At 37.6% G+C, this 14,828-nt stretch carries 13 protein-coding genes; 10 read left to right on the top strand and 3 right to left on the bottom strand.

Features of this window, described 5'->3' with window-relative positions:
* Positions 1-22: 22 nt before the first annotated feature.
* The gene (locus LA20531_RS06285) at positions 23-1,597 is read right to left on the bottom strand and encodes an ATP-binding cassette domain-containing protein (protein WP_056939534.1); all 1,575 of its coding nucleotides are present in this window, start codon (positions 1,595-1,597) and stop codon (positions 23-25) included.
* A gap of 103 nt (positions 1,598-1,700) precedes the next feature.
* On the opposite strand from LA20531_RS06285, the gene LA20531_RS06280 reads away from it, so the two are divergent.
* The 3 genes from LA20531_RS06280 (at position 1,701) to LA20531_RS06270 (ending at position 3,714) form a co-directional block, all read left to right on the top strand.
* Positions 1,701-2,567: a helix-turn-helix domain-containing protein gene (locus tag LA20531_RS06280; protein ID WP_056939533.1), complete on the top strand. Its 867-nt coding sequence runs from the start codon at positions 1,701-1,703 to the stop codon at positions 2,565-2,567.
* A gap of 135 nt (positions 2,568-2,702) precedes the next feature.
* Positions 2,703-3,209, top strand: coding sequence for a CHAP domain-containing protein (locus tag LA20531_RS06275; RefSeq protein ID WP_056939532.1), 507 nt, complete (start codon positions 2,703-2,705; stop codon positions 3,207-3,209).
* Positions 3,210-3,312: 103 nt separating this feature from the next.
* On the top strand, positions 3,313-3,714 hold the full coding sequence (locus tag LA20531_RS06270) for a helix-turn-helix domain-containing protein (RefSeq protein WP_056939531.1): 402 nt from the start codon (positions 3,313-3,315) through the stop codon (positions 3,712-3,714).
* A 48-nt stretch (positions 3,715-3,762) separates the two neighbouring features.
* Here LA20531_RS06270 and LA20531_RS06265 read toward each other — a convergent pair whose 3' ends face one another.
* Positions 3,763-4,422, bottom strand: a complete 660-nt coding sequence (locus LA20531_RS06265) for a CPBP family intramembrane glutamic endopeptidase (protein ID WP_056939530.1) — start codon at positions 4,420-4,422, stop codon at positions 3,763-3,765.
* Positions 4,423-4,510: 88 nt separating this feature from the next.
* Between LA20531_RS06265 and LA20531_RS06260 the strand changes: the two genes are divergently transcribed.
* Together LA20531_RS06260 and LA20531_RS06255 are read left to right on the top strand one after the other, a co-directional pair.
* Positions 4,511-5,614, top strand: coding sequence for a YdcF family protein (locus tag LA20531_RS06260; protein ID WP_056939529.1), 1,104 nt, complete (start codon positions 4,511-4,513; stop codon positions 5,612-5,614).
* 23 nt (positions 5,615-5,637) lie between these two features.
* A complete protein-coding gene (locus tag LA20531_RS06255) occupies positions 5,638-7,977 on the top strand; it encodes an ABC transporter ATP-binding protein/permease (RefSeq protein ID WP_056939528.1) in 2,340 nt (779 codons plus the stop codon).
* 42 nt (positions 7,978-8,019) lie between these two features.
* Here LA20531_RS06255 and LA20531_RS06250 read toward each other — a convergent pair whose 3' ends face one another.
* Positions 8,020-8,625 carry an ECF transporter S component gene (locus LA20531_RS06250; RefSeq protein ID WP_056939527.1) on the bottom strand — a complete coding sequence of 202 codons (606 nt, stop codon included), beginning with the start codon at positions 8,623-8,625 and terminating at the stop codon, positions 8,020-8,022.
* Positions 8,626-8,744: 119 nt separating this feature from the next.
* Between LA20531_RS06250 and LA20531_RS06245 the strand changes: the two genes are divergently transcribed.
* From LA20531_RS06245 to LA20531_RS06225, 5 genes are all read left to right on the top strand, one after another.
* Positions 8,745-9,785, top strand: coding sequence for a BMP family lipoprotein (locus tag LA20531_RS06245; RefSeq protein WP_056939526.1), 1,041 nt, complete (start codon positions 8,745-8,747; stop codon positions 9,783-9,785).
* Positions 9,786-10,000: 215 nt separating this feature from the next.
* Positions 10,001-11,086, top strand: a complete 1,086-nt coding sequence (locus LA20531_RS06240; RefSeq protein WP_056939525.1) for a BMP family lipoprotein — start codon at positions 10,001-10,003, stop codon at positions 11,084-11,086.
* 65 nt (positions 11,087-11,151) lie between these two features.
* On the top strand, positions 11,152-12,690 hold the full coding sequence (locus LA20531_RS06235; RefSeq protein WP_056939524.1) for an ABC transporter ATP-binding protein: 1,539 nt from the start codon (positions 11,152-11,154) through the stop codon (positions 12,688-12,690).
* Positions 12,683-13,834 (top strand): ABC transporter permease, encoded by a 1,152-nt coding sequence (locus tag LA20531_RS06230; RefSeq protein WP_056939523.1) that lies wholly within the window; start codon positions 12,683-12,685, stop codon positions 13,832-13,834. The genes LA20531_RS06235 and LA20531_RS06230 overlap by 8 nt, the downstream gene beginning before the upstream one ends.
* The gene (locus LA20531_RS06225; protein ID WP_056939522.1) at positions 13,834-14,790 is read left to right on the top strand and encodes an ABC transporter permease; all 957 of its coding nucleotides are present in this window, start codon (positions 13,834-13,836) and stop codon (positions 14,788-14,790) included. The genes LA20531_RS06230 and LA20531_RS06225 overlap by 1 nt, the downstream gene beginning before the upstream one ends.
* Positions 14,791-14,828 lie beyond the last annotated feature (38 nt).

The following is a 14,828-nucleotide window of genomic DNA, read 5'->3' as shown; positions in this document are numbered from 1 at the left end:
ATTAATATCAACATTTTTCTCATCACTCCATATATCCTTTCAAGTCAATTACGTTATCATAGTTTCCTAACTCATTTGCTTCATAATGGTGGGTCACTTCTACAAAGGTTAAATCAGAATTTAACAAATATTGATGAATCTTATCTGATGTCTTTTTATCAAGAGAGGCATTAATTTCATCAAGCAAAAGCACAGGGCGTCTTGATAAAATCGCTCTAGCCAACTCAATTCTTGCAAGCTGACCGCCTGATAATTGATCTGCATTATCACCCAGGGAATAATCAAACCCTTTTTCTTTAATTACATTAGTAAGTTCAAGCTTAGAACAAACTTGCTCAACTATTTCCTGGGGAATATCTTTGCCTAAAGTCAGATTGAACCATAAAGTATCTGCGAAAATAACTGGTGCCTGACTTGCATAAGCAAAAATATTTTCAAAGTTACCTGCTTTTTCAATTTTCCCGTTTAACAAAATTTCTTTTGCTTCACCATATTTACCTTTCATCAAGAACTGCAGCAACGTTGATTTACCTGTCCCTGATGGACCAATAATTGCCTGCTTATTTTTTCTTTTAATTGTTAAATCAAGATTTTGGATTAACTGTTGACCTTTTCTATTAAGTGAAACGTCTGTTAAAACAAGATCCTTAAAGGCCACTTTATTGTTATCAGCTTTTTCACCTTTTGCCAAAGCTAAATACTTATTTGCCTTTTCAACGATCTTTTTAGTAGTTGATAATTCATTACGATCATTCAAGATAGTTAAGATTGGATTTACAAAAGAGTTAGCCAACTGCACAATAGCAAACAACGAACCTAACGTTGTCATGCCATGGATTACCATGTAGACACCTGTTAAAAACGGAACTAAGAATGTAACAAGATTACCGATCAGACTAATCCAAGAACCAGTATCTAAATTCAATAGATTCATTTTTCTTAATGCAGCCTCAAGATTGAATACTTTTACTTGGTTTTTCTTCGCTGCATTTTCTCGCCCATTGTACAAACTCAAAGTTTCGCTACCGGCTAAAAAATTCTTAGTTTGATTTACATACTGACCATTGGCTTTAGTCCAATTTTCTGAGGTATTCTGAATTGATTTTTGGAAGAAATTAGAAATGAGCATTGGCACGAATGAACCAACTAAAAACAATATAGTAACCAGCCAATTAACTAGTAATGCATAGCCGAGGGCCAACACCAATGTGTAAGCCTGCATAATAATTTCAATTTGTGCATCAAAGCGATTAGTTTCAAGCAACTTAAAATCATTAGTTAAGAAACCAAGGGCATTGGAATTTTCATCCTTATCAGTACCAAGCATCCCTTTAAAGATATTTGTTCTCAAGTATGTATTAGTTTCTTGAATGGCTGAAGTTTTTAAACGATTAAAAATCAAACTTGCTACAAAAACAAGCAGAAATCCAATAATTACAATTGTTAAGAAACCACCTACTTGATCCCACTTCTTTTGTGTTGCAATATTGGTCAAGGTTTGCACCATATATGCTGATACGATAGTGGAACAACTTGCAATGAATCCTGTTATGATCATTGCGATAAATTTAAAATGATTTGAGTATTTGTAAAACATGAAATTCAACTCCCCTGTTTGTTATTGGGGATATTATTACATGCATTTTTTATTCAGAAATGATAAATTGCATATATGCAATATTGATATGTAGGACAGTAAAATGGCAATTGGTGAAAAATACAAAGAATTACGAAAAGAACAATCTATTACCTTAGCACAAGCAGCCAAAGGTATTTGTGCTACTTCGAATTTATCTCGCTGGGAGAACGGTAAAATTACGCTAGAGTTCAACAAAGTACTGGCTCTTTTAAGCCGGATTCACATTAGCCCTACCGAATTTATTGGTTATGCAGATATTGTGCAAGAAAATGATCTTCCAACAGAAATACTGAAAGCAATCGAAGAAGAAGATGCTAGTGCAATAAATAAACTTATCCACGTACAATTAGATAAGTACCATGCTAAACGAAACGCACATGATCTTTATCTTGCTGTGATACTTTGCAATCAATATTTACTAATAAAGGGTGAAAACCTCTTACCATTTTGTGATCAAATGCACCTTTACACTTATTTATCCAAGATCACCTTGTGGAGCACCTATAATTTAGGCTTTTTTGGCAACTGTGTTTTCATGATCAAAACTGACAAAGTCTATGCTATTGCGATGAACGTTTTAAACAACCAAGATTTAATTCAAAAAAATTCTAGTTCCATCGGTTTAATTTCCATGATGGGTGTTCTATCAGATGCAACGATATCGCTAATTTTTCGCAAAGATATAATCCATGCACATAAATTAATTAATGCTTTTAAAAGCGTCGAACTACCACAATACCTAGAATTCTTTAAAGTGACTTTGACATTCTTAGAAAAGACACTGCAATATTTAAAAACTAAAGATGAAGATTCTATTCTAAGTTTTATCAATAATGCTCAAGCTATGGGAATGACCGAATCTGCAGATACATTTAAAGATATCTTTGAAAAAGTAAAAATATTAAATAAAAAAAGCAATTTGCTATAGAATATTAATCAAATCAAAAAAGAATAACACAGGAGGTTGTTTGTCGCGGCAAATAAATCTACTTTAAAGAAAATTATTCTCGTCTTAATCAGTCTCTTAGTTCTATTTAGCGTATTTTTTATAGGAGGCAGAGCAATGAACATACCTACTCAATTCACTGATGACTCACATTATCAAAACCCAATTATCAAACATAGTCGCCGTTTGGTTGGATATTTCAATTATGGTACTGACTCTCAAAGAATGAACTTTGGCAGTTTACAACATCGAAACAAAAATGGTTTTGCTGATTGCTCAAGCCTGGTTTGGCTAGTGATGAAACAGGCTGGTTATAATGTTGGACAAACAGCCTTTTCTACTCCTGAAATGGAAAATGATGCCAAAAATGCTCATCAATACTTTAGACAAATTCATGCTAAAAATGTGAAACCAGGTGGTATTGTCATTGTTAATGTTGGAACTGGTTATGGTCCAAATGGCCACACAGCAATTATTGATGGTTCATATCACGGCAGAAAAACGCAAATTATCAAAATCGGTGGAATCGATCCAATGGGTGCGGTCCATCGTTCAACAATTGCGCAATCTTTTCAAAGCCTTCTTAAAGAGGGACGTATCACTTATGCTCGTCCTACTAAATAAGCATTGCAACCTCAAGTTGACAAAATTTATCGCAAAATTGGTAGAATGCAACCATTCCTAGCAGTATCATTTTGATAAAATCAAACCAATCGAGGTAACGAGTATGAACTTAAATCAAAAAATTTCACAATTACGAAATGATAATAACTGGTCACAAGAAGAATTGGCTGAGAAATTAAATGTTAGTCGACAATCCGTTTCTAAATGGGAGAGCGGACAAGCTAAACCTGATCTAGACAAAATCATTGCTTTATCTAATATTTTTGATGTTTCAACTGATTATTTACTCAAAGATGACAATGAAGAAAAGAGTAATAAATCAACTAATAAGCATCACTTCAGCCTTTCATGGATTCAATTTGGGCGCCTTAATTCTGCTATTTGGGCAATTGCTGGAGCAATCTATGTTATCTGCGGATTTACCTTTGATAATTGGGATTCTGGTATGATTATATTTCCAATTACATTGATACTTACTATCATTATCAGATTATTTGCACACTAAACACAAAAACGTCGGAAAAAATTCCGGCGTTTTAATTTGCATTCAATTTTAAATAAATCCCATCGCGTTATAACACATGTGCACTAGCATCGAGTAACGCAAGTCCTTCGTTGTTGTATATACCCAGGCTAAGACGATACCTAACACCCAGTAAACCAAGATGTACTTGCTCAACATCGGATCGTGCATATAGCCGAATAAAAAACCACTTGTGATGATGCCCAACCATTTATTCAACGTTGTTGGTTTAGTAAAGAAGATGTTGAAGAACATCCCTCTAAAAATCGTTTCCTCACAAAACGGTGCAATAAAGACTACCAAAATTTTAAATAGTCCTGCATTGCCTTGTTCCAATCTATTCAAGCTTTGTTGGTTTTCAGATACACCACCGCCAACTAAATTAAGCATCACGACAGATCCAATCATAATTAAGATAAAGCCGATTACCGCAATCCCTAACCTACGTGCATCCCAGTGCGGACTTTCATTAAAGCCCCACTGATTTTCTTCCTTTAACTGCTGACGATATAAATAAAAGATCACAAATAAGATCACCACAGTCATCAAAGATGTAGCAAACACTCGTAAATCGCCGCTACCCAAATTTATTCTTTTAGGCGCAAAATAAGCTATTTCAAGCAACATATATAGCGCAAAGGCCAATACTGCCCCCGCAATATTTCCCAGGTAATGTCCTATTTTCTTCATTTTTCTCGTTCACACCTTGATTCTTTCCACTTTTAATCGATGTTTTCATTATAATATTAATAAGTAAAAAAGCATAAGGAGGAGTATCTTGCTAAACGAAATTGTTGCTTTTCTAGGGAGACACGGTGAATTTTTCTACATCTCAGTTTTCATGCTGGTGATCTTCTTTGTCTTCCTAATTTCTTGGCTAATTGAGCCGCGCCGTTTAATCAACGGTGTCTTTTTCACCATCTTTTTAGTTTCACTACTGTCATGGACAACAGTCATGATCCACAAAAGTACCAGCCACGGATTGCAGCGAGCCTATGATCTTTTAATCTTGGTCGTACTTTTTGGCATCGCCGCAATTTTAATCTTTGCCTGGATCTTTTTATTCTGGAACGCCTACTTTGTCTGGAAATATGAAAGTCACACTTTACCTAATCTATTAACTTTGATTGTTGGTTTTGTGGTTCTTATTTTCAGCATTCTGGTCTTAGTTGGTCCAGGGAAATATTTGCCGCACTGGTTGAGTGCATTGCTTGCATCAATTCCGGCAACTGCCCTATACCTTGGCCTGGTTTTATATAACTTTTTGTTAAATTTATTACTCTATCAAATCTATCCTCGCCGCTACAAGCAGGATTATTTGATCGTCCTTGGCGCTGGCCTGCTCAACGGCGACCAAGTTTCAAAATTATTGGCCGCTAGAATTAACCGCGCCATTCAATTTTCTAACCGCCAATATCAAAAAGGCAGAAAGCGCCCAATTATTATCATGTCCGGTGGTCAAGGTCCTGATGAAAAAATTCCTGAAGCCTTGGCTATGGCGAGATTTGCTGAACATCGTGGTGTCTCACCCGATCACATTTTAATTGAGGATCAATCTAAGAATACTTACCAAAACATGCTTTTCTCAAAGCGAGTAGCTACTAAAGATTTTGGCAGTGAAAAGTTCAGAGCTACCTTCTTCAGCAACAATTACCATATTTTTAGAGCCGCTCTGCTGGCTAAAGAAGTGGGCTTAAAAGCAAATGGCGTCGGGGCTTTCACCCGCTTCTACTATTTGCCTAATGCAATTATTCGTGAATTTGCCGGTGTGTTTGTCATGCATAAACGCCGCCATTTCGTTATCATGGGAGTAATCATTTTATTCTTTATCTTGCAAGCTATTTTGGCTGCAGCGGGCATCGTTAGACTTAACGTTGTCTAATCCTATTAGAAAGAAGATAAGAAATGCTACAACTAAAACATATTTTTAAGTCATACCATGTTGGTGACACTGTCACCTATGCGTTAGACGACGTTACCATTTCTTTCCGTGATCAAGAATTTGTCGCAATTTTGGGACCTAGTGGTTCTGGTAAAACGACTATGTTGAATGTGATTGGTGGTTTGGATCGCTACGACAAGGGCGATTTAATCATCAATGGTAAATCAACTAAGAACTTTAAAGAAACTGACTGGGATGCTTATCGTAACAACACCGTTGGTTTTATTTTTCAAAACTACAATCTGATCCCTCACCTTTCAATCATCGCTAATGTCGAATTAGGGATGAATCTTTCTGGTGTTCCAAGTAAAGAGCGCCACGATAGGGCGATTATGGCTTTGACCGAAGTCGGTTTAAAAGAGCACATCAATAAGCGCCCTAACCAATTATCTGGTGGTCAAATGCAACGTGTAGCCATTGCTCGTGCGATTGCCAACGATCCTGATATTTTACTCTGTGACGAACCAACTGGGGCTCTTGATACTGAGACCTCCGTTCAAATTATGGAATTGATTAAAAAGATCTCCAAGGATCGTTTAGTCGTTATGGTTACTCACAATCCTGAACTAGCTAAAAAATACGCTACTAGAATTGTTAATTTCCAAGATGGTAAGATCCGACACGATTCTAAGCCATTTGATCCTAAGGAAGAAGAGGACAAATTCAATTTAAAGCGGACCAAAATGTCCTATTGGAATGCAATCAAACTTAGTTTTACCAACATCATGACTAAGAAAGGTCGGACAATTTTAACTGCTTTTGCTTCCAGTATCGGGATCATTTCCATCGCGGTTGTTTTAGCCATCTCCAATGGTTTTCAAAAGCAAATCAACACTACGATGAGCAAGGCTTTAGCTAAATATCCGATCTCAATTAGCCAAACAGCCACCGATATGAACTCGATGAACGAGCGTAACGAGTCGAATAAAAACGTCAAAAATCGCGGTTATGTAACGGCTAAAAAAGATCAAAGCGAACAGGCTCAACATACTAACAAGATTACCCAAAAGTATGTTAACTACGTTAAGAAGATCAATCCTAGTTACGCCAACAATATTTCTTACCAACGTGGCGTTACTTTAAACCTTTTATCTAAGGTAAAGGGCGAGCCTGAACGAGTACAATTTTCAAATTCTGATCCTGATCAAGGTTCATCCGTTGTACAAGCACGTGCACAAGCCATGAGTTCAATGGGTATCGGCTCTTCAGTTTTCCCAACAACTTTGAATAAAAATAAGGGTTCATTCTTAAAGCAAAACTACCAAATTTTATCGGGCACCTGGCCTACCAAGGCAACTGATTTAATTTTAGTAACTGATAATAAAAACACTGTTAACCTAAATTCCTTAAAGAATTTAGGTTTTGATGTGTCTGAAAATGATCAAATTAAATTTAATAAACTTGTTGGTAAAACATTTAAAGTAGTTGCTAACAACGATTACTACCAAGAATTGCCTAATGGTATGTTTATTCCTAAGAAAGTTACTAGCTCAATGTACAACAACGCAAAGACCAAGTTGATACTCGTTGGTGTAATTAGACCTAAGAATGAAGATTCAATGGCCCTTCTCTCAACTGGCATTGCTTACAGCGATAAACTTTCTCAAGAAGTGATCAACGACAACAAAAATTCTGACGTTGTTAAGGCGCAAAAGAAGACTAACCGTAGCGTTTTGACTAATCAAAAATTGAACGCTAACGAAAAGAAAATGACGATGCAAACCTTAGGTGGTTCTAGCATCCCTACTGGCATCATGATCTACCCTAACAACTTCGATGATAAGGACAAGGTGCTCGATTACTTAGACAAGTGGAACAAGGGTAAGAAGAAAGCCGACAAGATCGTTTATACCGATATGTCGAGTGCCGTTACAACGATGACAGGTGGACTTCTTAACGGCATTACCACTATTCTAGTTGCTTTCGCTGCAATTTCATTGATCACTTCAATGATCATGATCGGCATTTTGACTTACACTTCAGTTCTTGAAAGAACGAAGGAAATCGGCGTGTTAAAGGCATTAGGTGCACGTAAGAAAGACATCACTCGTGTATTCGACGCTGAAACCTTTATCTTAGGTGTCTTCTCTGGTGTGCTGGGTATCTTTATTGCCTACCTGCTCACCTTCCCAATCAACACTGTGATTTACAACCTTACAGATTTATCAAATGTGGCACAGCTTGATCCAAAAGCAGCGATTATTTTGATCATTGTTTCAACAATACTTACCTTGCTGGGCGGACACATTCCTGCAAGAATGGCAGCTAAAAAAGATGCCGCAATTGCACTTAGAAGTGAATAATAAAAAACGCATTACTAATGTAATACGTTTTTTATGTGTAAATTAACGTCTTTTCATCACTATTTTAAGCGGCGTTACGATTATCGGTGTAACGATTGCTGTGAAGGCTGCTTCAAACAATCCGTTTAATCCGAGAGCTGAGATCAAAATCAAGATCAATGGTGAACTCGAATTATAGTTACCTAAATGTTGTACCAAACTAGCAGGATCATGCATAAAGAATAAGCTAGTTAATACGATAACCATAACCGTGTTGGTTAAAGAGGTTGCAGCACCACTCACGATATAGCCTACCTTGTCATATTTATTTTGATCAAAATATCTGCCAATAATTCCCGGGAAATACCCAGCTAAAATACTAGGTACAAGTGAAATTACTGGATTCTGGAACAGCATTAAACTCACCATGTCTCCCGGTTGAGTGTAAGCCACAATTAATCTGGTAATTCCCCAGAAGAGGCCAAAAATAAAACCAGCCTTCGGTCCCATTAATGTGCCATAAACTGCGATTGTTAATGGAATAGTAGTGATGGCAGGAAGAGCTGGAATAACTCTAATGTAGCCAATATTAGGCACAAAAGTTTGAATAATCAATAACGCAGCAAATACGGCAGTAATTGCCATTCTCTTCGTTTCTTCTCGTCTCATTCAATCTCTCCAATTCATTTTGTTTCGGCAACATTAAATTAAATCATAAATGAATAATTTTTTCAGTAAAAACACCTTGGTTCTTGTACAATAAGTACAGATTAAGAAAAGGAATTTATATGCGTTTCAAAAAATTATTTTTAGTAGTTCTATTAGCAATGGGCACCCTCTCTGCGTGCTCTACTTCAAACAATACGGATAACAGTGTCTCCAAGTCTGCCGCGTTGATTACGGATGGCAAGATCAACGATCACTCTTTTAATCAATCAGCTTGGGAAGGACTGGAAGATTACGGCACAGAATATAAATTAAACAAAGGTGCAGATGGCTATCAATACTTTCAAATTAAAGACAAAGATGACTTGAAAACTGGTATTAATAAAGCGATCAAGCAAAAATATCAAACTATTTTTGGTCTTGGTAGCGAAGCAAAATCAGCCATTACTTCTGCCGCAAAAAAGCATCCTAACAAAAACTTTGTCATCATGGATGACACTATCAAGGGTTATCCTAATATTGCTTCTGTAAGATTTAGAAAAGACGAAGGCGCATATTTAGCTGGCGTTGCAGCAGCAAGTCAAACTAAAACTGGAAAAATTGGTTTTATTGGTGGCGAAAATAGTAGTGTGATTCGTTCATTTAAGCATGGATTTACTAAGGGCGTAAACAATCAAGCTAAAAAGATGCACAAGAAAGTCACTATTTATAGCCAAAATATTGGTAATTTCACTAATACATTTAAGGCCAGAACTATAGCCGCAAGTATGTATGGCAAAGACGCAGATATTATTTTCCATGCAGCCGGAAAAGCCGGAAGTGGTCTATTCCAAGAAGCTAGATTCATCAATCAAGCCCGTCCTGCCAAAGATCGAGTTTGGGTAATTGGTGTTGATGCCAATCAATCTGACTTGGGCAAATATGATGCTAAAGGCGGCCAAGAAGCTAACTTCGTTTTAACGTCTGTAATTACCGGAATTAATGTAGCTACCAAGGATATTGCCAGTCGCAGCTATCAAGATGAATTTCCTGGTGGAAAAACGATTACCTATGATTTAAAAAATAATGCAGTTTCTATCCTACCTGGTCAAATAGATCCTGCCACTTGGAAATATGTTCAAATAGCTAGAAACAAAATATTAGCTGGAAAAATCAAAATATAGAATTAAGCCTATCTGGATTTATATATTCAGATAGGTTTTTATTTTAAAAACTTACACAGTTCTTAACGTTCGCTTTTTATTTTAATGAATTATTAGTACAATGCGAATATTTAATTTTAAACGGACTATTTTTTAGCATTATATTGACGTAATACGTATTATTCTGTATTATTTTATTAAATCATTCGCATATATTTTTGGAGGTACATTTTCAAATGAACTCAAAGTTCAAAAAAGTCTTTTCATTCGGTATCGTTTTAGCTTCAGTTGGTTTAGTACTTACTGCTTGCTCAGGTAAAAAGAGCAACCAAACAGCTAACAAAGACACTAAACACGGTATAGCTTTAATCACTGACGAAAACGGTGTGGATGACCACTCATTCAACCAAGCTGCATGGGAAGGTTTCAAGGCCTACGGTAAGGAACACAACTTACAAAAGGGCCGCGGCGGCTACCAATATTTCCAATCAAGTAGTGCTGCAGATTACACCCCTAACTTCGACCAAGCTGCAAAAGCAGGCTATCAAACAATCTTCGGTGTAGGTTTCCAATTAGCAGACGCAGTTAAAGAAGCTGCACAAAAGAATCCTAAGAAGAACTTCGTTATCGTAGATAGTGTCGTATCTGGCCAAAAGAACGTCGCTTCTGCCACTTTCGAAAGTAACCAATCATCATACTTAGGTGGTTTAGCTGCTGCTTACACTACCAAGACTAACAAGGTTGGTTTCATCGGTGGTGCAAAGTCAGCCGTAATCGACTTATTCGAAGCAGGCTTTAAGCAAGGTGTTGCAGATGGTGCCAAAGCTCTTCACAAGAAGATCTCTGTTCAAACTCAATACATTGGTAACTTCACTTCAACTGATAAAGCAAAATCAATTGCTCAATCAATGTACGCAAACAAAGCAGACATCATCTACCAAGCAGCTGGTAATGCTGGTAATGGTGTGTTCCAAGAAGCTAAAGACTATGACCAAGCTCGTCCAGCTTCAAAGAAGGTTTGGGTAATCGGTGTTGACGTTGACCAAAGCAACTTGGGTAACTACACTTCAAAAGATGGCAAGAAAGAAAACCTTACTTTAACTTCCGTATTGAAAGGTTTGAACATCGCTACTAAGAGCATTGCCAACGATGCTTACAAGGGCAAGTTCCCTGGCGGCAAGCACTTAGTTTACAGCTTAAAAGGCAATGGTGTTTCTATCACCAAAGGTAATTTAGACGCTAAGACTTGGGCAGCAGTTCAAAAAGCACGTACGCAAATTATTGACGGCAAAATCAAGGTTGCTACCGCTCCTTCTAAGTAAAAACTTAGTATCCATTGAACTCTTCACTTTTTAGTGAAGAGTTTTTATTCATAGAAAGATAAAATATGACGACAGAAAAAACAAATGCAATTGAAATGAGACATATCGTTAAAAAATTCGGTGATTTTAAAGCCAATGACGATATCAACCTCACACTTCATCAAGGTGAAATTTTAGCCTTACTTGGTGAAAACGGTGCTGGTAAATCTACTTTGATGCGCATTTTATCAGGACTGCTTGAACCTACTTCTGGTGAAATTTTTGTAAAAGGTAAAAAAGTAGAAATTAATAGCCCAACTAAAGCAAAAGAACTCGGTATTGGTATGGTTCACCAGCACTTCATGTTGATGGAATCATTCACAGTATTAGAAAACATTATTTTAGGTCATGAACCTACTAATGGCATTGTCCTTAATATAAGAAAGGCACGCGAACAAATCTTAAAACTCTCCGAAAAATACGGCCTCGCAATTGATCCTGATGCTCAAATTTCAAATATTACTGTTGCTCAACAACAACGAGTAGAAATCCTTAAAGTGCTCTACCGTGGTGCTGACATCCTTATCTTCGACGAACCTACTGCGGTTTTAACTCCACAAGAAATCACTGAGTTTATTCAAATTATCAAAAACTTAGCTAAAGAAGGAAAATCAATCATTCTGATCACGCACAAGCTTAGTGAAATCAAGGCAGTGGAAGATCAAGTAACTATTATTCGCCGCGGACGCGATGTTGGTACTTTTGAAGTAGCTAACGTTGACGATAATCGTTTGGCTGAATTAATGGTTGGCCACCACGTTAACATGAAGCTTAACAAAAAGAGCGTAAAGCTAGGACGTGAAATCCTTAAAGTTGAAAATCTGAAGGTTAAAAATACTCGTGGCTCATTCGCCGTCAAAAAGCTTTCGCTTAACATTCATGGTGGTGAAATCTTAGGCTTAGCCGGAATCGACGGTAACGGTCAAGATGAGCTTGTCGAAGCAATCACAGGGTTGCGTCACGTTAATGGCGGTAAAGTAATCATCAATGGTCAAAATATGACGAATAAAAAAGTTCGTCAAATAACTGAAGCTGGGGTTGCTCACATCCCTGCCGACCGTCAAAAATACGGCCTGATCTTAAATCTTCCATTAGCTGAAAATCTGGTTTTGCAAACTTACTACAAGCAACCATATTCAAAACACGGAATCATCAACCATCAAGCAATCTATGAACATGCCGAAGAGTTAATTAAAAAATACGACATTCGAACTACCAGCGCTGAACTGCCAGCAAGTGATCTTTCAGGTGGTAACCAACAAAAAGCAATCATTGCTAGAGAATTAGATCGAAATAGTGATTTAATTATCGCTTTCCAACCAACACGTGGATTAGACGTCGGCGCTATCGAATATATTCATAAGCAGCTTTTAGCAGAACGAGATGCAGGAAAGGCCGTCTTGCTTGTGTCATATGAGCTGGATGAAATCATGCAATTGTCTGATCGAATCGCAGTATTGCACGACGGAAAAATCTCAGGAGAAGTTAAACCTGAAGACACAAACGATACAGAGCTCGGTCTCTTAATGACTGGAATCAAGAAAGAAGGAGCAGTGAATGATTAAAGTCACTCCTAAAGTTAAAAATATACTCGTACCAACGGTTTCAATTATTGCCGGATTTTTAGTTGGTGCGTTGATCATGCTCGCATGGAGCTACAACCCAATAGAAGCTTATAGTTCAATGTTTTCAAGTGCGCTTGGCAACATGAACGGAATTGGTGAAACAATCAGAGAAGCCACTCCCCTAATCTTTATTGCGGTTGGTTTTGCAATTGCTTCTAAAGCAGGCTTTTTCAACATTGGTTTACCAGGACAAGCACAAGCTGGTTGGCTGACATCAATTTGGATTGTTCTTGCCTTTCCTAAATTACCTGGTTATATTCTTTTACCATTTGCAATCATCAGCGGTGCAATTGCCGGAGCTATCGTTGCCGGAATTGCCGGATACTTGAGAGCACAATTTGGCACCAACGAAGTTATTACAACTATCATGCTTAACTACATTGTGTTATACGTTTGCCAATACTTGATGCAACAAGTAATGCCTGCAAGCTTGCGTATTGGTACTGACACCACTAAAACTATTTCTCCAAATGGCAGTTTAAAAATCGGCTGGTTATCAACCATGTTTGGAGATTCTCGAATCAATGGTGGTATCTTCTTAGCACTTATTGGCTTAGTTCTCTACTGGTACTTCATGAAGAAAACTACTGTCGGTTTTGAAATCAAAGCAGTTGGCCTTAATCCATTCGCCAGTCGCTACGCAGGTATGTCATCTAAGAAAAACATTATTATTTCAATGTTAATTTCGGGAGCATTCGCAGGTCTTGGCGGTGTTGCACAAGGTTTGGGAACATACCAAAACTACTTCACTCAAACAAGTAGTGTAGATATCGGTTGGGACGGCCTTTCAGTTGCACTTTTAGGTGGTGGAACTGCTTGGGGCATTTTAATTGCTGCTATTTTATTCTCAGTTTTAAAAATTGGTGGTTTGGGGATGCAAACTATCGCCGGCATCCCTTACGAAATCGTTTCTATCGTAATTGCCGCTATCATTTTCTTTATCGCAATCAACTACGTTATCGGTAAAATCTTTAAAACCAAGAAAAATAAAAGTAAATACTACATCCCTACCCGTAAAGAAAAGGGACCAAACAATGGTGTCGACGGTCCTGGTAAAAAAGTAATTGAAGGGAGCACCAACTAATGAACTTCATCACCATAATGGCCTTAATTGTTTCATCAACACTGGTTTATTCTGCACCACTAATCCTTACTTCCTTAGGCGGTGTCTATAGTGAAAATTCTGGGATCGTTAATATCGGTCTTGAAGGAATTATGACTATAGGAGCTTTTGCCGCTATAGTATTTAACCTAACCTTTGCTCCATCCATGAGTAGTTTAACCCCGTGGGTCGGTGCTTTAGTCGGTGGTATTGCTGGCTTGATCTTTTCAATTCTTCATGCTGTAGCAACTATTAACTTTCACGCCGACCACATCATTTCAGGAACAGTGCTAAACATCATGGCACCACCTATTGGCGTATTCTTAATTAAAGCTCTTTATGATAAAGGTCAAACCAAAAATATTACTGCCAACTTCGGTTACTTCAGCTTTCCTGGTTTAAGCAGTATTCCTGTAATCGGGCCTATCTTCTTCAAGAACACTTCAGCTCCTGCCTGGATCGCCATTATTCTTGCAATTTTTATGTGGTGGCTTTTATATAAGACGCGTTTTGGTTTACGCCTTCGCTCTTGTGGTGAAAATCCTCAAGCAGCCGACACTATGGGGATCAATGTTTACAAGATGCGCTATATCGGCGTTTTAACTTCTGGCTTCATGGGCGGACTTGGTGGTGCGATCTTTGCGGAAGCTATTGCAGGTAACTTCTCTATTTCAACCATTGTTGGTCAAGGCTTCATGGCCTTAGCTGCTGTAATCTTTGGTAAATGGAATCCAATTGGCGCAATGCTTTCCTCATTATTCTTCGGTTTCGCACAAAGTTTAAGTATTATTGGAAATCAACTACCAGTTATCTCAAATATTCCAGCTGTCTACATGCAGATTGCACCTTATGTACTTACTATTATTGTCTTAGTCCTCTTCTTAGGAAAATCCGTTGCACCTGCAGCTGACGGGGTTAACTACATCAAATCTAAATAAAAGAAAATATCTGTTTCACATGAAACAGATATTTTTTA

Source organism: Lactobacillus amylovorus DSM 20531 (assembly GCF_002706375.1).
Classification (GTDB): Bacteria; Bacillota; Bacilli; order Lactobacillales; family Lactobacillaceae; genus Lactobacillus; species Lactobacillus amylovorus.
This window is presented reverse-complemented; position numbering and strand designations above follow the sequence as displayed.

Excerpts from the sequence above, each read along its gene's own strand:
- LA20531_RS06240 (WP_056939525.1), top strand. The coding sequence starts at position 10,001 with ATGAACTCAAAGTTCAAAAAAGTCTTTTCATTCGGTATCGTTTTAGCT.
- LA20531_RS06245 (WP_056939526.1), top strand. The coding sequence starts at position 8,745 with ATGCGTTTCAAAAAATTATTTTTAGTAGTTCTATTAGCAATGGGCACC.
- LA20531_RS06255 (WP_056939528.1), top strand. The coding sequence starts at position 5,638 with ATGCTACAACTAAAACATATTTTTAAGTCATACCATGTTGGTGACACT.
- LA20531_RS06235 (WP_056939524.1), top strand. The coding sequence starts at position 11,152 with ATGACGACAGAAAAAACAAATGCAATTGAAATGAGACATATCGTTAAA.
- LA20531_RS06250 (WP_056939527.1), bottom strand. The coding sequence starts at position 8,625 with ATGAGACGAGAAGAAACGAAGAGAATGGCAATTACTGCCGTATTTGCT.
- LA20531_RS06225 (WP_056939522.1), top strand. The coding sequence starts at position 13,834 with ATGAACTTCATCACCATAATGGCCTTAATTGTTTCATCAACACTGGTT.
- LA20531_RS06230 (WP_056939523.1), top strand. The coding sequence starts at position 12,683 with ATGATTAAAGTCACTCCTAAAGTTAAAAATATACTCGTACCAACGGTT.
- LA20531_RS06280 (WP_056939533.1), top strand. The coding sequence starts at position 1,701 with ATGGCAATTGGTGAAAAATACAAAGAATTACGAAAAGAACAATCTATT.
- LA20531_RS06265 (WP_056939530.1), bottom strand. The coding sequence starts at position 4,422 with ATGAAGAAAATAGGACATTACCTGGGAAATATTGCGGGGGCAGTATTG.
- LA20531_RS06270 (WP_056939531.1), top strand. The coding sequence starts at position 3,313 with ATGAACTTAAATCAAAAAATTTCACAATTACGAAATGATAATAACTGG.
- LA20531_RS06285 (WP_056939534.1), bottom strand. The coding sequence starts at position 1,597 with ATGTTTTACAAATACTCAAATCATTTTAAATTTATCGCAATGATCATA.
- LA20531_RS06275 (WP_056939532.1), top strand. The coding sequence starts at position 2,703 with ATGAACATACCTACTCAATTCACTGATGACTCACATTATCAAAACCCA.